Annotated in this window: 3 protein-coding genes; 1 reads left to right on the plus strand and 2 read right to left on the minus strand. The window is 71.9% G+C overall.

Going from position 1 to position 21,289, the window contains the following annotated elements; genetic code table 11:
- Nucleotides 1-42: 42 nt before the first annotated feature.
- Nucleotides 43-843: a DinB family protein gene (locus ACYQ78_RS37445; protein WP_459805734.1), complete on the plus strand. Its 801-nt coding sequence runs from the start codon at nucleotides 43-45 to the stop codon at nucleotides 841-843.
- On the opposite strand, the gene ACYQ78_RS37450 is transcribed toward ACYQ78_RS37445, so the two are convergent.
- The gene (locus tag ACYQ78_RS37450; protein WP_459805735.1) at nucleotides 840-1,037 is read right to left on the minus strand and encodes an MbtH family protein; all 198 of its coding nucleotides are present in this window, start codon (nucleotides 1,035-1,037) and stop codon (nucleotides 840-842) included. The genes ACYQ78_RS37445 and ACYQ78_RS37450 overlap by 4 nt on opposite strands.
- Nucleotides 1,034-21,223, minus strand: coding sequence for a non-ribosomal peptide synthetase (locus ACYQ78_RS37455; RefSeq protein WP_459805736.1), 20,190 nt, complete (start codon nucleotides 21,221-21,223; stop codon nucleotides 1,034-1,036). The genes ACYQ78_RS37450 and ACYQ78_RS37455 overlap by 4 nt, the downstream gene beginning before the upstream one ends.
- Nucleotides 21,224-21,289: the final 66 nt, after the last annotated feature.

The raw sequence follows: 21,289 nt of genomic DNA on the forward strand, positions 1-21,289 counted from the left end.
GGAATGGGGTGATCGCGCTGAGGGCAACGACAAACTAGCCACGTGGACCGACAAATCCCGCTGGGCGAGAATCGCGCGATGGAGTACACCCACACGAGCGCCTTCCGCGGTGCGACGTTCCGCGAATGCGACCTGACCGGGGTCAGGATCGTCGGCTCGCTGGTGGACGATCTGCGGATCTCCGGATTCGACGGTCAGGCGGGCACGGTCGTCGTCGACGACGTCGACGTCACCGCGTTCGTGGCGGCCGAGCTCGACCGGCGATATCCGGAGCGGGTGTCGTTGCGCGCCGTCCGGACGGCCGACGACCTCCGCCTGATGTGGACCACCCTCGAAGGTCTCTGGGCGGACACCGCCATACGGGCGGGGCGGCTGTCCGAGGCGATGCGCGGTGAACGGGTCGACGGCGAGTGGTCGTTCGCCGAGACGCTGCGTCATCTCGTCTTCGCCGTCGACACGTGGGTGGGCCGCATGGTGCTGCGCGAGACGGCCCCCTATCACCCGCTCGGCCTGCCGCCCACGGACTTCTCCGCCGCAGACTCGGCGGGCCTGGGCCTCGACGTCGGCGCCCGGCCGTCGTACGCCGAGGTGCTGGAGCTGCACGCCGAGCGGCGGTCACGCGTGCGCGGAGTCCTCGCCGTGCTGACCGACGACGAGCTCGGGGAGACGCGGTCCGCCGCGTTGATGCCCTCGGGTGACGTGGAGTCGCACTCGGTCGGTGACTGTCTCCGGGTGGTGATGAGAGAGCACTGCGAGCACCGCCGCTTCGCCGAGCGCGACCTGGCGGTGCTCGAAAGGAAGGCCGGGCCCGCAAGTGGGCCCGGCCTCGACAGGGAGAACTAGCGCAGGCTGGCCGGGCGCATGTCCGTCCACGTCGCCTCGATGTGGTCGAGGCAGGCCTGGCGGGCGGCCGGGCCGAAGCTCACCGTCCAGCCCGCGGGCACGTCGGCGAACTCGGGCCACAGGCTGTGCTGGCCCTCGTCGTTCACCAGGACGATGTACACGCCGTCGGGGTTCTCGAACGGGTTGCTGCTCATGCGGTTTTTCCCTTCTCGGTGAGCGCGTCGCGCCATGTGTCGGCCAGGTCGGGCGCCCAGGGGGCGCGCGTCCAGGTCGCGGTGAACACGCCGTCCATGGTGACGGCGTCGATGGTGTACGGGTGGGTCAGGGGGGCGTCCGGGTGGTCGGCGGCCTCTTCCTCCGAGGCGACGACGGTCCAGTCTCCCTCCTCCGCCGACGAGCGGCCGAGGTAGTTCAGGAGGACCTCCGGTTCGCCTTCTCCGTGGACGGTGACGCTGGTGAACCAGCCGACCGTACGCGACAGGTCGCGGTCGCCGTCGCGGCCGTGGCCTTCGACCTCGATCGTCACGTCGCGGCCGAAGGCCGTCCGCAGCGTGTCCAGCAGCACCGCGTCGGTGACGTCGAAGGCCGGGACGACGGTGACGGACTGCATCGCCTCACCGACCCTGCCATGGACACCCACGGCAGGGAGGTCATCGCCGGGCGAGGCCCACTGACGGAACTGGACCGGGACCGGCACCAGTGCCTCGCCACGCCAAACGGCCGCGAGGTCGTCGAGGATGACGCCCCACGAGACCGCGTCGACGGCCAGGTGGTGGATGGACAACCGCACCCGGTCGCCCAGCCAGTCGACCTTGACCATGCGGCCCGCGCGCGGATCCAGGTCTCCGGTGACGAAGTCGCCGACGTGGAGGCCGTCGTCGGCCAGGTGGGAGCGGAGCATCGGGTGGTGGTCGGCCACCTTCCGCAGCAGGCTGTCGAACTCCGCAGACGTCAGACCGGAAGGAACGCGGATCACCGCCGACTGGCAGAACGACTCCATGAACGGCCGGTCGACCAGGCGGCGCATGATCGGGGTCAGCGGGATCGCCTCCCGCCGGGCCACCGCCGCCAGGGCCGCGACGGTGCGCGACTGGAAGATCTGGCGGGCGGTGACCGTCCAGCCGGAGGCGCGGGCCTGGGCGATGACGCGCATCGCGACCAGGCTGTCCCCGCCGAAGGCGAAGAAGTCGTCGTCGACGCCGATGCCCGGAACGTTGAGCACGTCCGCGAACACGCCGAGCAGGGCGACCTCGGCGGGGCCCGACGGCGCGCGGCTCGGCGACGGCGTGAGCGAGGGGGCGGGGAGGGCGGTCCGGTCCAGCTTGCCGTTCGGCAGGACCGGCAGGCGGTCGAGCAGGACGAAGGCGCTGGGGACCATGTAGTCGGGGAGTTCCCCGGCCACCCGTTCCCGCAGGCCCTCGGTCGCGCCGACGACGTAGGCGATCAGGCGGCCGTCGCGGACCTGCACGGTCACCTGCGGGACCCAGCGGCTCAGCACCGCCTCGATCTCGCCGGGTTCCACGCGGTGGCCGCGGACCTTGACCTGGTCGTCGGCGCGGCCCTGGTAGTCGAGCCGGCCGTCGGGGGTCCAGCGGGCCAGGTCGCCGGTACGGTACATGCGCTCCCCCGCCGCGAACGGGTCGGCCACGAACCGTTCGGCGGTCAGCGCGGGGCGGTTCAGGTAGCCGCGCGCCAGGCCCGCGCCCGACAGGTAGAGCTCGCCCGTCACGCGGGGGGCGACCGGGCGCAGGCCCGCGTCCAGGACGTAGGCCCTGGTGTTGGCCACGGGGCGGCCGACCAGAGGTGTCGCGCTGTCGCCGGTGTGGGCGACCAGGGCGTCGACCGTCGCCTCGGTCGGGCCGTAGAGGTTCACGCCGTTGCGCATCCTGGCCCACAGGCCGTCGGCGACCGCCTCGCCGCCGACGCCGACCAGCGCGAGCGGGCCGTCGTCGACCAGGCCCGGCATCTGGGCCAGGAACGACGGCGTCACCTCGATGAAGTCGATCTCGTGCTCGCGGACGAACGCCTCCAGCAGGACCGGGTCGCGCCTGGTCTCGTCGTCGGCGACGTACAGGGCGTGGCCGTCGATGAGCCAGAGCTGCGGCTGCCAGGAGGCGTCGAAGGAGAACGACCAGGCGTGGCCCACCCTCAGGCGGTCGCGGCCGGTCGTGGCCTTGGTCCGGTCGTAGAGGTCGGCTCTGTGGCTGTGGAACAGGTTCGCCAGGCTGGCGTGGGTGACCACGACACCCTTCGGGCGGCCGGTCGAGCCGGAGGTGTAGATGACGTAGGCGGGGTGGCGGGGGTCGTACACGACCGGAAGTTCGCCTGAGCCGTCGAGGCCCTCCAGAGAACCCAGGACCAGCACCGGGGACGCGTCGGCGAGCATGTCGGCGACGCGGGCCCGCGGCAGATCGGGGTCGATGGGCAGGTAGGCGGCGCCCGAGCGCAGCACCGCCAGGATGGCGATGATGTGGTCGGCGGTGCGCGGGAGTGACAGGGCCACGATCTTCTCGGGGCCCGCGCCGTGGGCGACCAGCGCCCTCGCGGTCGTGTCGACGGCCTCGGCGAGTTCGGCGAAGGTCCACGAGCGGTCGCCCGCGACCAGGGCGAGTTCGCCCGGTGTCGCCTCGGCCTGGGCGGCGAACAGTTCGGGAATCGTGCCGCCGGTCTCCAGGCGGGCGCCGGTTCCCTGCTCCAGGAGCCGGGAGCGCTCGCCGGGGGCCAGGCCGTCGAGGGTGCCGACGATCGGGTCGTCGGCCGCCTGACGGAGGATCTCTACCAGGGCGTCGGTGATGCGTTCGGCTCTGGCGCGGTCGCCGTGGAACTCGGCCGTCAGCACCAGGCCCGACTCGCTGGGCTCGATGGCCCAGGTCAGCGGGTAGTGGGTGGCGTCGTGGTGGGCGATCGGGGTGAAGCGGTCGTGGCCTCCGGCGTCGGGGTAGGACTCGAAGACCATCAGGGTGTCGAACAGGTCGCCGGTGCCCGCCGCCTTCTGGATTCCGGCCAGGCCCAGGTGCTGGTGCTCGATGAGCCCGGCCTGCCGGTCCTGGAGTCTCGTCAGGTACGACGTCATCCGCTCCCCCTCGCGCGGGGTGGCCCGCACGGGGACGGTGGTGATGAACAGGCCGACCATCGCGTCCGAGCCCGGCATGTCGCGGCCGGAGACGGTGGCGCCGAAGACGACGTCGTCCCGGCCGGTGACCCGGGCCAGCAGCAGACCCCACGCGCCCTGGGCGACGGTGTTGAGGGTGAGCCCGTTGGCCCGCGCGTAGGCGGTCAACCTGGCGGTCTCCTCCACGGAGAGGCGCACCTCGTGGAGCTGCGGCGGCGCCGGGCGGTGGACCCCTTCTTCGAGCATGGTCGGTTCGGCACCGTCGAGGGCCTCGGCCCACGCGGCGGAGGCAGCGGCCACGTTCTGGCGGGCCAGCCATTCCAGGTGCTCGCGGAACGGGCGGGCCTCCGGCAGCGGGCGGCCCTCGTAGAGGGCGGTGAACTCCGCCATCAGCGCGGGGAGCGACCAGCCGTCGAGCAGGACGTGCTGGTGGGAGAGGACCAGGCGGTTCCCGGCCAGCATCAGGCGCAGCAGCGGCGGCTCGCCGACCGGGAAGCGGCTCCGCTCGACCACGAGTTCCGCGTCGAGGTCCTCCGGGGCGATCTCCCGCCACGGCAGGTCCACCCGCTCCGGGATGACCGCGACCGGGCGGCCCGAAGCCAGGTGGCCGAATCCCGCGCGCAGGTTCTCGTGGCGGTCGAGCAGGGCCTGGCCGGCCATCCGCAGCCGCGCGGCGTCGACCTCGCCTTCGATCTCGTACACGACCTGGACGGTGTAGACGTCCTCGTCGTCGTAGGAGGCGTGGAAGAGCAGGCCGGCCTGGAGCGGGGTCACCGGGAGGATGGCCGGGCCGAACTCGGCGCGCTCCTCCGGGGTGAAGAAGGTGACGGCCCGCTCGTCCGACTCCACCGAGGAGGCGGTGCCGGCGAGGCCGCGTACCGAGCGGAAGCGGAAGACGTCGCGCGGGGTCAGTGCGAGACCGGCGGCGCGGGCCCGGCTGACCAGGCGCATCGCGACGATGCTGTCGCCGCCGAGGGCGAAGAAGTCGTCTTCGGCGCCGACCCTCTCCAGGCCGAGCACGTCGGCGAACACCCCGGCGAGGAGCTCCTCGCGCGGGGTCGCCGGGAGGGCGTCACCCGCGGTGAAGGAGGGTTCGGGCAGGGCGTTGCGGTCGAGTTTGCCGCTGGTGGTCAGCGGGAGGGCGTCGAGGAAGACGACCGCCGCCGGGACCATGTACTCGGGCAGCACCCGCGCCAGGTCGAGCTCACGGGGCTCGCCGACGACGTAGGCGACCAGGCGGTCGTCCCGGGCGACGACGACGTTGGTGCCGCCGATGGCCGCCTCGATCTCGCCCAGCTCGATGCGGAAGCCGCGGATCTTGACCTGGTGGTCGGTGCGGCCCAGGTAGGAGAGCGTGCCGTCGCGGTTCCAGCGGGCCAGGTCGCCGGTACGGTACATGCGCTCCCCCGGCGTGAACGGGTCGGCGGTGAACCGCTCCGCCGTCAGGCCGGGCCGGTCGAGATAGCCGCGCGCGAGCTGCACGCCCGCCAGGTAGAGCTCCCCGGCGACCCCGGGCGGCACCGGCCGGAGCCAGCGGTCGAGCACGTAGGTGCGGGTGTTCCAGATCGGACGGCCGATGGTGACCTCATCTTGGGTGACCTCCACCGCCGTGACGTCGACCGACGCCTCGGTGGGGCCGTAGAGGTTGTGCAGTTCGGCCGGAGAACGCTCGCGGAAACGCGCGGCCAGGTCGGCGGGCAGGGCCTCGCCCGAGCAGAGCACCCGCTTCAGGCCAGGCGCCCCGGCATCCGGGAAGACGTCGAGGAACGCGCGCAGCATCGACGGCACGAAGTGGACCGTCGTCACGCCCTCCCGTTCGATCAACGAGGCCAGGTAGGCCGGGTCGCGGTGGCCGTCGGGCCGGGCCACGACGAGCGCGGCGCCGGTGGTCAGCGGCCAGAAGAACTCCCAGACCGACACGTCGAAGCTCGCCGGGGTCTTCTGCAGGACGCGATCCTCCGAGGTCAGCCCGTATTCGGCCTGCATCCACCGGAGCCGGTTCGCGATGCCGTCGTGCGGGACGACGACGCCCTTCGGGCGGCCCGTCGAACCCGAGGTGTAGATCACGTAGGCCGGGCTCTGCCCCGGGTAGGACGTCGGCAGGTCGCCGTGCGGGCCGGTCGGGAGCGGGCCGTCGATGACGACCACCGGGTCCGCCTCGGCCAGCATGAACCGCTTGCGCTCCTCCGGCAGGTCGGGGTCGAGCGGGAGGTAGGCGGCTCCGGCGCGCTGGATGGCGTACAGGGCCGTGACCAGTTCGATCGAACGCGGTAGCGCCACCGCGACGACGGTCTCCGGGCCCGCGCCCAGCCCGGCCAGCACCCTGGCCGTCTCTTCGACGCGGGCGTCGAACTCGGCGTAGGTGAGGCGGGTGTCCTCGAAGACCAGGGCGAGTGCGTCGGGGGTGCGGGAGACCTGCTCACGGAACATCTCCGGCAAACCGACAGCGGGCAGCTCGACACTCGTGAAGGCCGGGGGTTCTTCGAGGTGGACGTCGAGGTGACGTACAAGGATCGAAGGCTCGTCGGCCACCTGGCGCAGGAGCCGCACGAGGCGGGCGGCGAGGAGGTCGGCGGTGATCTGGTCGAACAGGTCGGCGCTGTACTCGATCCAACCCTCGATGCCGCTCTCGCGCTCGATGAAGTCGACGCTCAGGTCGAACTTCGCGGTGTCCTGGGCCACCTCGACCTCGGTGACGGTGAGGCCGTCGAGCGCGGGCGCCCCGGCCTGGCCGGTCAGGTAGACGACCATGACCTGGAACAACGGGTGCCGGGCCAGCGACCTCGGCGGGTCGAGCACCTCGACGAGCCGCTCGAACGGCACGTCCTGGTGTTCGTAGGCGGCCAGCGCGGTGTTCCGCACCCTGCCGAGCAGGTCGGCGAAGGTCGGGTCGCCGCTCAGGTCGGTCCGGAGGACGAGCGAGTTCACGAAGAACCCGACGAGGTCTTCGAGGCTTTCGTCGGTACGTCCCGAGATCGGCGTGCCGAGCGGGATGTCGTCCCCCGCCCCCATCCGGTGGAGCAGGGCGGCCACGGCGGCCTGGGCCAGCATGAACATGCTGACCCCCTGCGCCCGCGCGACCTCCCGCATCCTCGCTTCGAGGTCGGCGTCGAGGGTGAAGCCCGCCAGTCCTCCCCGATGCGAGCTCTCCAGCGGACGCGGCCGGTCGGCCGGGAGGGTGAGCTCGTCGGGCAGGTCGCGCAGGGTCTCGGCCCAGTAGGCGGTGTCGCCTTCGGGGGCCCAGAGGGTGTAGTCGGCGTACTGGACCTTGAGGGGCGTCCAGTGCGGAGCCTCGCCCTTGAGCCGCGCGTTGTAGGCGAGGGCCAGGTCGCGCTTGAACGGCGCGTCCGACCACTCGTCGGTGGCGATGTGGTGGACGACCAGCGTCAACACGCCGTCGTTCAGGTGGGCGCGGATCGGGATCTCGCGGTCGAGCGCGAAACCGCTGGTCACCGGGCCGTGCACGAGCGGCACGGTCACGTTGTCGAGGACGAGCTGGTAGGGCTCGCCGTCCCTGGCGGGGAAGACGGTCCGCAGCGCCTCGTGCCGTTCGACGACATCGTCGAGCGCCTGCTGGAGGGCTTCGACGTTCAGCGCGCCCTCCAGGCGCCAGGCCGTGACGATCTCGTAGGCGCTCGTGGCGTCGATCTGGTCGAGCAGCCACATGCGGCGCTGCGCGTAGGAGAGCTTCGTGAACTCCGGCCGATCCACGGGAACAGGGCCGGGGCGCACCCCATCACCCAGCCGAAGAGCCAGGCGCGCGGGGGTCGGGGCGTCGAAGACCGCCCGGAGCGACACCTCGGCGCCCAGCACCGCGCGGATCCGGCTGACCAGGCGCATGCCGAGCAGCGAGTGGCCGCCGAAGGCGAAGAAGTCGTCGTCGGGGCCGACGTCGGTGCCGAGCACGTCGGCGAACACCGCGCAGAGCACCTCCTCGCGGGCGTCGCGCGGCCTGCGCGACTCGGAGACCTTCCGCTCGGGGGCCGGGAGCGCGCGGCGGTCGAGCTTGCCGGCGACCGACTTCGGCAGGTGGTCCATCGCGACGAACGCCGCAGGGACCATGTGGTCGGGCACCTGGGCGGCGACGTGCCGCCGCAGGTCGCCCTCGGTCGTGGTGGAGACGGTGTAGGCGACCAGGGTCTCGTCGCGGACGATCACCGCAGCCTGGGTGACGGCCGGGTGGGCGCGGAGCACGGCCTCGATCTCACCGAGCTCGATGCGGAAGCCGCGCAGCTTCACCTGGTCGTCAGCGCGGCCGAGGAATTCGAGCGCGCCGTCGGGGCGCCATCGGGCCAGGTCGCCGGTACGGTACATCCGCTCCCCGGTCGCGAAGGGGTCGGCGGTGAACCGCTCCGCCGTCAGGCCCGGCCGGTTGAGGTAGCCGCGCGCGAGGCCGGGGCCTGCCAGGTAGAGCTCGCCCGGCACGTTGGCGGGCTGGGGGCGGAGGTGGGCGTCCAGGACGTACACGCGGATGTTGGCCACCGGGGCCGCCCAGCCGTCGTGCCAGCCGTAGGCGTCGACGGCGCACTCGGTCGGGCCGTAGAGGTCGTGGACGGTCAGCTCCTGCTGGTCGAGCAGGCGGCGCCAGAGCTCGGGAGAGGTGGCCTCGCCGCCGACCGTCAGGACCTTCGGGGAGTAGCGGTCGAGGAACCCGTGGTGCATGAGTTCTCGCAGGTAGGTCGGGGTGAGGTCGACGTAGTCGAGCCGTTCGCGCTCGATCAGGGCGAGCAGCGCGGCCGGGTCGGTCACGGTCTGCTCGTCGGCGACATACAGAGTGTGCCCGGCCAGCAGCCAGAGCAGCGGCTCCCACGAGCCGTCGAAGCTGAACGAGGCGGCGTGCAGCGCCCTGCTCGGTTCTGTTTTGATGATGTCCTCGGCCGCTCCGGTGGCCAGGTTCGCGATGCCCCGGTGGGTGCCGATGACGCCCTTCGGGGTGCCGGTCGAGCCGGAGGTGTAGATCACGTAGGCCGCGCTGTCGGGGTGCACGTCGACGAAATCAGCATCCCCGGTGATCCCGTCGAGCGAGGCCAGGACGCAGACGGGCTTGGTGTCGGCGATCATGTACGCCAGCCGGTCGGCCGGATACCCGCGATCGATCGGCAGGTAGGCGGCGCCGGAGGCCAGGACGCCCAGGATCGCCGGGACCATCTCGGCCCGGGAAACCGCCAGGCCGACGACCCTCTCGGGGCCCGCGCCCTTGGCGATGACGTGGGCCGCGACCGCGCGGGCCGTCGCGGCCAGCTCGGCGAAGGTGTACGTGCGGTCGGCGGTGACCAGCGCGATGTGGCCGGGCCGGATCTCCGCCAGTTCGGCGATGATCGCCGGGATCGAGACGAACGGGAACGGCCGGGCCTCGTCACGCTGAACGGTGTCGCCGTCGAGCAGGATCGGCAGCTCGCTGACCCGGGTGTCGAGCCGCAGCCCGTCGAGGAGCCTCAGCGTCCGCGCCGCGAGGTCGGCGGCGGTCCGCTCGGTGAAGCGGCCCTCGGCGTATTCGAGCAGCAGCGTCATGCGGGGGCCGTCGACGAAGGTGAAGTCAAGGTCGAATTTGGCCGTCTCGATCCGGGTGTCGATCCACTCGGTGTCCAGGCCGAGCACGTCGGGGTCGCCGCCGGGCCGGTAGTGGTAGCCCATCATGACCTGGAACAGCGGGTTGCGGCCGGGCACGCGCGGCGGGTTGAGGTCCTCGACGAGCCGCTCGAACGGAAGGTCCTGGTGCTCGTACGCGGCCAGGTCGGCTTCCTTCACCCGGTTCAGCAGCTCACCGAACGTCGGGTCGCCCGACAGATCGGCGCGCAGGACGAGCGTGTTCACGAAGAACCCGACGAGGTCGTCGAGCCCTTCGTCGGTACGTCCAGCGATCGGCGCGCCGATCGGGATGTCGTCGCCTGCGCCCAGCCGGTGCAGCAACGCCGCCACCGCGGCCTGGAGCACCATGAACACGCTGGTGCCCGTGGCGGTCGCCAGGTCCCTGATGGCGTCGGCGGCCGGGATGTCGAGGGTGACCAGACCCGAGGCGCCGCCGGGGATCCGGGGGCCGTCGTGCGGGAGGGTGATCTCCTCGGGCAGGTCGTCGAGGCGGTCGCGCCAGAAGGCGAGCTGGCGGTCGCCCTCCTGGGCGAGCAGGCGGTCCTGCCAGAGGGTGTAGTCGGCGTACTGGACCGTGAGGGGTTCCCACTCGGGGGCCTCGCCGAGCAGGCGGGCGCGGTAGGCGGTCTCCAGGTCGCGCAGGAACGGGCGGTCGGACCACTCGTCGGTGGCGATGTGGTGCAGGATCATCGCCACGATGTGCTCGTCCGGGGCGGTTTCCTTGATGGAGACCCGGATGGGCGGCTCTTTCGCCAGGTCGAAGGGCTTGCGCGGGTCGTCGACGATCAAGGGCTTAAGGTCGGTGACGACCTGGTAGGGCTCGCCGCCGATCTCCTCGATGACCGTTCTGAGCACCTCATGGCGCTGGGCGACATCGTTCAGGGCGTTTTCGAAGGCGTCCACGTCGAAGGCGCCGCGCAGCTTCACGACCAGCGGGAAGTGGTAGGCGTCGCCGCCCGACAGGCGTTCGGCCAGCCACAACCGGCGCTGGGCCGCCGAGGCGGGCACCCGCTCGGGCCGCGGCCGGGCGGTCAGCGCCGGGCGGGCCGGTGCGCTGCCCGCGACGCGTTCGGCCAGCAGCGCCGGGGTCGGGGCCTCGAACAGGTCCCTGATGGCGAGTTCGGCGCCGAGTTCGGCACGGGCCCGGCTGACCACGCGGGTGGCCAGCAGCGAGTGGCCGCCGAGCTCGAAGAACGCGTCCTCCGCCGTGATCTCGTCGAGGCCGAGGACCTCGGCGAAGATCCGGCAGAGCGTCTCCTCGACGGGTGTACGCGGGGCGCGGCCTCCCCCGCTGCTGACGGGTTCGGGCGACGGGAGCGCGGTGACGTCGAGCTTGCCGTTGTCGTTCATCGGCAGCCTGGGCAGCACGACGAACGAACTCGGCACCATGTAGTCGGGCAGTTCCCGCTTCACGTCATCGCGGACGGCCGCGACCAGCGCGCTCGATCGGCGCGCGTCACCGGGGTCGTTGGCGAGGGGCACTCCCCCGGTCGGGCGGTAGAGACCGTCGAGGGCGCGCGGGATCTCCGGCAGGAACACGGCCTCGAAGTGGCCCTGCTCGGGCGACCAGGTGGTGACGGCCGGGCCGAAGGAGTGCAGGAACTCCGCCTCGACGCCATCGGCCACGATCCGGCCGTCGGGAATGCCGGTGACGCGCAGAGGAGCGCCCCCTTCGTAGCCGGTGAAGTCGGGCCACACGATTTCCTGGACGTTCTGTACCGAAATTTCGGCACTTGAGGCGTGGAGCACCACGTCGTAGCGGTACCGGGACAGCTCGTTGTGCAGGTGGGCCCGCTTGGTCCGCAGGTCGACCGGGTGGCCGAGGCCCGTGAAGTAGTCGGGGTCGACCAGGAGTTCCTTCTCCAGGGCGAGGCTGCGGTCGACGTCGCCGCCCTTCACGGCCTGGATGGCCTCGTGGAAGTGCCGGTTCAGCCGCAGGTTCCGCACGTCGCCGACGAACAGCGCGCCACCCGGCCTGAGCAGCGCCATCGCGCCCTCGATGACCTCGGTCAGGTGGTCGAGGCTCGGGAAGTACTGGATGACGGAGTTGATGACGATCGTGTCGAAGAAGTCACGCGGCAGGCCGTCGGTGACGTTGGCGGCCTGGTGCCGGAGGGTGACCTTCGCCGCGAGCGCGGGATCCCGCTTGAGGTCCTCGCCGATCTTGCGGATGACCGGCGCCGCGAAGTCGGTCGCCCAGTAGTTCTCCGATTCCGGCGCCAGTTTGGAGAGCAGCAGGCCGGAGCCGACGCCGATCTCCAGGATGTTGGACGGCCGGAGCGAGCGGATCCGCTCGACGGTCGCCTCGCGCCATTCGCGCATGTGCTCCAGCGGGATCGGGGTGCCGTCGTAGGAGCTGTCCCAGCCGGCGAAGTCCTCCGTCCAGACGGCGGTGTCGATCTCCTCGTACTCGTCGGAGTAGATCTCCTGCCACTCGCCGATCTGGGCGTCTTCCGAAGCCCGCTTCTCGGCGTCCTGCTCGGGGGCCGGGACGAGATACGCCACGAGCCGGTCGTCGCGGACCAGCACGGCGGCCTGGGCGACCTGCGGGAGCCGGGTGAGCGCGCTCTCGACCTCGCCCGGTTCGATGCGGTAGCCGCGGATCTTCACCTGGTCGTCGGTGCGGCCGAGGAAGTCGAGGTTGCCGTCGGGGCGGCGGCGCACGAGGTCGCCGGTCCGGTACATGCGCTCGCCCGGCAACCCGAACGGGTCGGCGACGAACCGCTCGGCGGTCAGGCCGGGACGCCGCAGGTAGCCGCGCGCCAGGCCGATGCCCGAGATGTAGAGCTCACCCGCGACGCCCTCGGGGACCGGACGCAGCCAGCCGTCGAGGATGTGCGCGCGGGTGCCCCTGATCGGGGTGCCGACGGTCGGGGTGTCGCTGTCGTGGGTGCCGCCGCCGAGCGTGTTGATCGTGTACTCGGTCGGGCCGTAGAGGTTGTAGCCGTACGTCCCCTCGGTGTCGCGCAGCACCGACCACACGTGGTCGGACACCGCCTCGCCGCCGAGCAGCACCAGCGGCGGCCGGTGACCTTCGAGCAGACCTTCCTCGATCAGCACGTGGGCGTACGTCGGGGTGACGTTGACCACGTCGATCTTGTTGGCCTCGCAGTAGGCGACCAGCGCGAGGGCGTCGCGGCGGAGCTCCTCGTCGCAGACGTGCACCTCATGGCCTTCGACCAGCCAGAGGAGCTCCTCCCACGACATGTCGAACGCGAACGACACTGTGTGGGCGATCCGCAGGCGGCGCCCCCCGGCGGAGGCGACGGCCGGGTCGAAGATCTCGCTCTGGTGGTTGAGCTGCATATTCGTCAGGCCCCGGTAGGGCGTGACGACACCCTTCGGACGGCCGGTCGAACCGGAGGTGTAGATGACGTAGGCGGGGTGTTCCAGGCTGAACTCGACCTCGACCTTGGCGTCTTCATATCGCTCAAGATCGTCGAGATGGACCCGGGGCGTGTCGTTCGCGATCCGGGCCGAGACCTCCGGCGTGGTCACCAGGACGACCGGCCGGGCGTCGTCGAGCATCGCGGCCAGGCGGTCGTCGGGGTGGTCGAGCTCCAGCGGCAGATACGCGGCGCCCGTTCTGAGCACGGCGAACAGTGCCGCCACCATGTCGATCGAGCGGGGCAGGCCGAGGGCCACGACGGCCTCCGGCGCGGCGCCGTGCGCGATCAGCAGGCGGGCGATGCGGTTGATCTTCGCGTCGAGCTCGGCGTAGGTGACGGTGATGTCGCCGTAGACCAGCGCCGTGGCGTCGGGGGTTCTCAAAGCCTGAGTCGCCAGCAGGTCGGCGATGGTGTCGGTCGGCTCCTCCACCCTGTTCTCGTGTGGGTCGGCGGTCTCGCCCGGCAGGGACGCGTCGAGACGTCCGGCCGGGGCGGTGAAGTCGGCGGCCAGGCGCGTGACGACGAGGGCGAACCGGTCGAGCAGGCCGGTGGCGTCGGCCTCGGAGACGAGGTCGGGGCGGTAGGCCAGGGTGACCCTGGTCGGGTCGCCCGGCGTGACGATGAGGTTGACCGGATAGTGGGTCGCGTCGACGTTGGCGATCGCGGTCGCGCCGTAGCGGTCGCGCAGGTCGGCGAGGCGCTCGTGGGTGTCGCCGTCGCGCATGACGAACAGCGTGTCGAACAGCCTGCGGTGCCCGGTCTCGGCCTGGACGACGCCCAGCCCGAGCCACTCGTGCGGCATCAGCGCGAGGCGTTCGTCCTGGACCCGCCGCAGCAGCGCGCCGACCGGCTCGGCCGGGTCGAAGGCGATCCTGGCCGGGACGGTGTTGAGGAACAGCCCGATGACGTTCTCGACGTCGGGCACCTCGGACGGACGCCCGGCCACGGTGGTGCCGAACACGACGTCACTGCGGCCGGTGACGCTGGCCAGCGTCAGGCCCCAGGCCGTGGTGAACAGGGTGTTCAGGGTCAGGCCCTCGGCGCGGGCGACGTCGCGGAGCGTGCCGGGCAGATCGCGGTCGAGCTGCTCGGGGATGACCGGGTCGTGGTCGCCGGGGGCGAGCAGGGTCGGCTCGTCGAGCCCCTTCAGCGCGGTGCGCCAGGCGGCGGTGGCGACGGCGGTGTCCTGGGCGTCGAGCCAGGTCAGGTAGTCGCGGTAGCTGCTGGTTCCGAAGGCGGCGGCGGGGTTCTCGTACAGGGCGAAGAGCCTGTCGAGGAAGAGCCAGGCCGACCAGCCGTCCCAGAGCAGCAGGTGGCGGCCGATGACGAGGCGGTCGCGGCCGGGGAGGCGGATGAGCAGGACCCGGAACAGGATCGGCTCGTCGAGGTCGAACCGCTTGAGGCGCTCGGCCTCCATGAGGGCGTCGAGGTCCTCGGGGTCGTCGTGGACCTCCAGCGGGATCTCGTAGTCGGTCGCGATGAACTGCACCGGCTGGCGCAGCCCGTCGCTGGTGAACCCGGCCCGCAGACCCGGGGTCGCCGCCAGCAGCGCCGCGATCGCCTCGCGGAGCCGGTCGGGGTCGAGGCGGCGGTCGAGGTCGAAGGTCTCGTGGACGGTGTAGACGTCGAGGTCGTTCGCGTCGAAGTTCGAGTGGAAGAACAGGCCCTCCTGGAGCGGCGCCAGCGGCCAGACCTCCAGGTCACCGAGCTTCGCCCGCTCCTCCTCCGTCAGCGCGAACTCCGAGGTGGCGAGCTTCGCGACGGTCACGGCCTCGGCGGTGGCGGCCAGCGCCGCCGGGGTGCGGTGGTCGAACACGTCGCGGGGGCTGACGGCCAGCCCGGCCGCGCGGGCCCGGCTGGACACGCCGATCGAGCTGATGCTGTCGCCGCCGAGCAGGAAGAAGTCGTCGTCGGCGCCGACCCGGTCGAGCTTCAGCACCTCGGCGAAGATCGCGGTCAGCAGCTCCTCGCGCGGGTTCTCCGCCGCGCGGGCCACCGCCCGCCGCGCGCTCGGCGCGGGCAGGGCGTCGCGGTCGAGCTTCCCGCTGGGCGTCAGCGGAAGGGCATCCATGATCATGTACGCCCCCGGCACCATGGCGGCCGGAAGCCTCTCGGTGACCGCTTCCCTGACCTGGTCCTCGGTGACGTCGCCGACGACATAGGCGACGAGCGCGTTGCCCCTGATCGTGACCGCCGCCCTGGTCACGTTGGGCACGGCGGCGAGCGCGGCCTCGACCTCACCGAGCTCGATGCGGTTGCCGCGCAGCTTGACCTGGCGGTCGGTGCGGCCGAGGTAGTCGATCGTGCCGTCGGCCCGGCGCTTCACCAGGTCGCCGGTGCGGTACATCCGCTTACCGGTGTCGAACGGGTCGGCGACGAACCGGCCGGCGGTCAGCCCGGGACGCCCGTGGTAGCCGATGGCCAGCTGGACACCGGTCAGATAGAGCTCACCCGGAACGCCATCGGGGACCGGGCGCAGACAGGTGTCGAGCACCCTGAGGCCGGTGTTCCAGACCGGCTTGCCGATGGGGACCGTGACGTCGGTCTCCTCCTGCGTGTACGGGTGGAAGGTCACATCGACGGCGGCCTCGGTCGGGCCGTAGAGGTTGTGGAGGGGGACGCCGGTCAGGTCGGTCCAGCGGCGGGCGGCCTGGCCGGGGAGGGCCTCACCCGAGGAGAACACCCGCTTGAGGGATCGGCTCCAGGCCGGGTCGGCGGTGATCTCCGGCGCGGCGAGGAACGCCTCCAGCATCGACGGCACGAAGTGCATCGTGGTGACGCGCTCGGCCTCGATGAGCCCGGCCAGATAAGCGGGGTCGTGGTGCCCGTCGGGCTTGGCGAACACGATCGCGGCGCCCTCGCAGAGCGCCCAGAAGAACTCCCACACCGAGACGTCGAAGCTGGCAGGCGTCTTCTGGAGGATCCGGTCGGACGCGGTGAGCGGGTAGGCCCCCTGCATCCAGACGAGCCGGTTGACGATGGCCTCGTGAGAGACGACCGCGCCCTTCGGCCTGCCGGTCGAGCCCGAGGTGTAAATCAAATAGGCGGGATCGCCGGGGCGGGCCTGGCCTGCAACCGGGTCAGGAGCCTGGGCCATCGCAGAAGCCTCGGCCGAAGCGGGGACCTGGCCAATCGCAGAAGCCTGGGCCAGAGCGAGGTCATGTGCCGTGGCGGGGTCCTGGGCCAGCGCGGCGTCCTGGGTCGGGCGGCTTTCGCCGCCCGAAATTTCAACATTTAGCGCTCGCCCCCGGACGACCGTCTTCGCGCCGCTGTCGGCGAGCATGTAGTCGATGCGGTCGGCCGGGTAGCCCATGTCGATCGGCAGGTAGGCGGCGCCCGACTTCAGCACCGCCAGCAGCGCGATCATGAGCTGCTCCGAACGCGGCACCGCCACGGCGACGATGTCCCCGCGACCGGCGTTCAGCTTCAGGGCCAGCTCGGTCGCGCGGGCATCCAGTTCTGCGTAGGTGAGCCTCGAGTTCTCGTACACGACCGCGAGCGCGCCCGGCGTTCGGGCGACCTGTTCCGCGATCTTCCGCGTCAGGGTGGTCGGCTCGATGGACACGGTCTCGCCCTGCTGGGGGCACACGTTCTCGGCCAGGTCGACGCTCGCCACCCGCTGGCCCGGGTCCGCTGCGATGGCGGTGAGCAGGCGGGCCAGGCGGTCGGCGACGCCCTCGGCGTCCGTGCGCGGCACGCGGCCGTCGTGGAACTTGAGGCGCAGGTCGAGGCGGCGGCCCGGCTTGACGATCAGGGCGAGCGGATAGTGCACGGTGTCGTGGAACTCGGCGCCCGCGATGCTCAGCCCACCCGCCGTGAGGCCGCTGCTCGACGGATAGTTCTCGAACACGACGAGCGTGTCGAACAGTTCACCGGCGCCCGCGCGCCCGGCGGCCTTCTGGACGGCGGCCAGCCCGAGGTGCTGGTGGTCGAGCAGGGCGGCCTGTTCGTCCTGAAGAGTGGTCAGCAGGTCGGCGAGCGTCGCTGCGGGGGTCCAGCGGAACCGGGTCGGCAGGGTGTTGATGAACAGGCCGACCATGCCCTCGATCCCGGCCACCTCGGCGTCGCGGCCCGACACGGTGGTGCCGAACACGACGTCGTCGCGCCCGGTCGTGCGGCCGACGAGCAGGCCCCACGCGCCCTGGACGACCGTGCTCAGCGTCACGCCGAGCTGACGGGCGCGGGCGGTGAGCCGCTCGGTGACGTCCTCGGCGAGTTCGACCCTCACGTGGGCCGGGACCACCGGGGCGGGCGGGGCGGCGATCATGCGGGTCGGTTCGTCGAGGCCGGCGAGGGCGTCGGCCCAGGCGGTCCGGGCGCTGTCGCGGTCGCGTCCGGCGAGGCTGCGCAGGAACTCCCGGTACGGCGTGACCTCCCCGAGCGTGTCACCCGCGTAGAGCGCCAGCAGTTCCCGGTGCAGCACCGGCAGCGACCAGCCGTCGGCGACGATGTGGTGGAACGTGAGCACCAGCTTCCGCCCGCCGACCAGCGCGCAGCGCAGCAGCGGCGCGTTTGCCAGGTCGAACGGCCGGGTCCGCTCCTCGGCGGTGACGTCGTGGTCGGCCTCCCGCCACGGCAGCCCGACCTCGCGCAGGATGACCTGCACGGGACGGCCGTCGGCGCCCGGCCGGAACAGGGCGCGCAGCGGCGCGTGCCGCGCGACCAGCTTCTCCGCCGCCCGGCGCAGCCGCTCGGGGTCGATCTCCCCGTCGAGCTCGACGACCTGCTGCACCACGTAGGCGTCGTGGTCGTCGGCGAGGGAGTGGAAGTAGAAGCCCTCCTGGAGCGGGCTGAGCGGGAGCAGCTCCTCGACGTCGAGCCCTGAGGTGTCGGCGCCTTCGGGGATCTCCAGCGCGGTCACGGTCTCGGCGTGGACATCGGCGACGACGCCGACCAGTTCGGCGACCGTCCGGTGGCGGAAGACGTCCCGGGAGGTCAGCCGTAGTCCGGCGGCGCGGGCGCCCGCGAGCACCCGGATGGCGGTGATGCTGTCGCCGCCCAGGGCGAAGAAGTCGTCGTCGATCGTCACCCCGGCCACGCCGAGCGCCTCGGCGAACAGCCCGCAGAGGAGCTCCTCGCGGGGGTCGCGCGGGGCGCGCCCGGAGCTGAGGGCGGCGTAGTCGGGGGCCGGGAGCGCGGCGGCGTCGATCTTGCCGCTGGTGTTGACGGGCAGCCGGTCGAGCGGGGTGAAGGCGGCCGGGACCATGTAGTCGGGCAGGAACTCGGCCGCGTGCGCACGCAGGATCCGCATGAGCGCCAGCACATCCCGGAAGGGGGCGGGCCGGTTGGCGAGCGGGAACCCGCCTGTGGAGCGATAGGCGGTGGTGCGGATGCCCGAGATCGCGCCGGACTTCTTGCCCGCGTCAGTGTCCGCGTCTCTGCCGGAGCTCGGGCCGTTTCCGGTTTCCAGGCGGGTGAAGATCGCGTCGAGGGAGCCGTCGTCGGCCTGGCCGTCCCAGGTCACGGTGGCCTGGAAGCCCTGGGCCTCGGCGAGGGCGTGCAGGTCCTCGGGGTCGACGCCGTCGGCGGCGGCCGGGCGGCTGGTGTCGTCGATGGCGTACAGGGCCGTGAGGTCCTGGGTCAGGCGGGCGTTGGGGATGCCCGTCACGCGCAGGTTGTCGGTGATGGTGAAGTCGGGGCCCGTCCACCTCACGACCTGCTCTTTGAAAGGCGCGGGCGTACCCGGGCGCAGGACCACGTCGTACCGGTAGCGGGACAGTTCGTTGTGGAAGCGGGCGCGCTTGACCTGGATGTCGGCGGTGAAGCCGTCGAGGGTGGCGAAGAAGTCGGGGTCGAGGAGGAGTTCGCCCTCCCAGAGGACCGAACGGTCGGTCGCCGCCTGGATCGCCTGCTTGTCGTCGGGGTGGCGGCGGGTCTCCACGGCGGCGCGCAGGGTGCGGAGGAGCCGGAGGTTGCGTACATCACCGATGAAGACCGCACCACCGGGGGCGAGCAACGTCGCGGCCTGGCGGATGACCCGCTCCAGGTAGGCGGCGTCGGGGAAGTACTGCGCGACCGAGTTCACCACGACGACGTCGAAGTAGCCCGCGGGCAGGCCGGTGACGTCGTCGGCGGGCTGGGCGCTGAGCCGCACCTTGTCACGCAGCGACGGGTCGAGGCGGTCGCGGAGGGCGTTGATCGCCTCTTCCGACAGGTCCGTCGCCCAGTAGGCCTCGGTGCCGGGCGCGACCCGGGACAGGATGAGGCCGCTGCCCGCGCCGATCTCCAGGACCTTCGCGGGGGCCAGCGCCTCGATGCGCGCGACGGTCGCCGCACGCCATTCGCGCATCTCCTCCAGCGGGATCGGGAGACCGTCGTACATGCTGTTCCACCCGGCGAAGCCGTCGCCGGCCGAGGCGGAGTAGAGGAGTTCGTGCAGGTCCTTCCACTCCTCGACGCTCGCCCCCGCCTCCAGGGACGGCACGACGTAGGCGGCCAGCCGCCGGTCCCCCGGACGGTCCTCCCGCACCACGACGGCGGCCTGCTCGACGGCGGGGTGAGCGCGGAGCACCGACTCGATCTCGCCGGGCTCGATGCGGAATCCGCGGATCTTGACCTGCGAGTCGACCCGGCCGAGGAACTCCAGACGGCCGTCGGACCGCCATCTGACCAGGTCACCGGTCCGGTAGAGCCGCTCCCCCGGCCCGCCGAACGGGTCGGCCACGAACCTCTCGGCGGTCAGCGCCGGGCGCCCGAGGTAGCCGCGCGCCAGCCCCTCACCGGCGAGATACAGCTCTCCCGGAACCCCGGCGGGCACGGGCTTCAACCGGTCGTCGAGGACGTAGGCGCGGGTGCCCGGGTCGGGGATGCCGATCGGCACGATGGACCCCGGCGCGATGTCGGGGTCGCAGAGGCCGAGCGTGGAGTTGGTGGTCGCCTCGGTCGGGCCGTAGGCGTTGAACATCATCCGGCCGCGCGCGTAACGGCCGACCAGCTCGGGCGACACCCGCTCGGTGCCTGCGAGCAGCGTCGCCGGGGGCAGCGTGACGTCGGCGGGCATCGCGTCGAGCAGGGCGGGCGGCAGGATCATGAAGGTGATGCCGTTGGCGTGCGCGTAGTCGGCCAGCGGCCGTCCGGGCACGCGCCGCTCCGAGGGGACGACCACGAGACGTCCACCCGAGAGCAGCCCGAGGCACAGGTCCCAGAACGCGACGTCGAACGACGGCGACGCGAACTGGAGCACCCGGCTGTGCGGGCCGATCCCGAACCGCTCGACCTGGGTGGCGACCAGCTTGGCGACTCCGGCGTGCGACAGCACCACGCCCTTGGGCCTGCCGGTGGAACCGGAGGTGTAGATGACGTAGGCCGCGTTGTCGACGCTGAGATCTGCGACCGGATCGGTGGCCGGCCTGTTCTCCAGTTCCTGTACGGTCTCCGCCGCGTCCAGCACGAAGCTGCCCGGTTCGGCGGTCTCGGTGGTGGTGACCATGCAGACCGGCCGGGCGTCCTGGAGCATGTAGGCGACGCGGTCCGGCGGATAGTCGGTGTCGACCGGCAGGTAGGCGGCGCCCGACTTGAGCACCGCGACCTCGGCGACGATCAGGTCGAGCGACCTCGGCACCGCCAGCGCGACGACCTTCTCCGGGCCCGCGCCGCGCGCGATGAGGGCGTGCGCGATGCGGTTGGCGCGCGCGTTGAGCTGGGCGTAGGTGAGCGACTCGTCCTCGAAGACGAGGGCGATCTCGTCGGGGCGGGCGGCGACCTGGTGGGCGAACATGGCGGGCCACGTGCGCAGTGGCACGGCGTGCGCGGTCCGGTTCCATCCGTCGAGGATGTGCGCCCTCTCCTCGTCGGGGAGAAGGGTGAGGTCGGCGAGCGGGGTACCGGGCCGGGCGAGCGCATCGGCCAGGAGAGTGGCGAGATGCGCCACGTCCCCGGGCCCGTCGAACACGACGTCACCGGCGTCAAAGGTCACCGTGAGCGCGGCGGGATGCGGCCATGGGCCGACCGCGACCGCCACCTCGGGAAGCTCTTCCGGACGCCCGTGGGCGCGGGCCTCTTCCAGGGTGGCGGTGACGCTGCGTACAAGATCCTCGAAGGAGGTCGACGGAGCGAGCGCGAGGCGGAGCGGGAGGGTGTCGTACCCGATCAATAAGTCGGTCGTGCCGCTGTAGCGGTGCAGCAGGGCCGCGACGGCGGCCAGCCCCGTCGCCTCCGGCACGGCCGGGAGGGGCCGCCGCCCGCGCCGGGGACCGGGCGGGAAGGCGGTGTCCACCGGGAGAGTGAGCCGCTGAGGAAGAGGGGTCAGGCGCTGGCGCCAGAAAGCCGCCGACTGATCGATAGCGGACACGAAAGACCGAGCCTCCCAAACCGAGAACACCACTACTAAGGTAAGCATTACCTAAGTTCTCGGGAA

The organism is Herbidospora sp. RD11066 (assembly GCF_054661255.1).

Bases quoted from the DNA above. Each gene is read 5' to 3' on its own strand.
- ACYQ78_RS37450 (WP_459805735.1), bottom strand. From the start codon at position 1,037: ATGAGCAGCAACCCGTTCGAGAACCCCGACGGCGTGTACATCGTCCTG.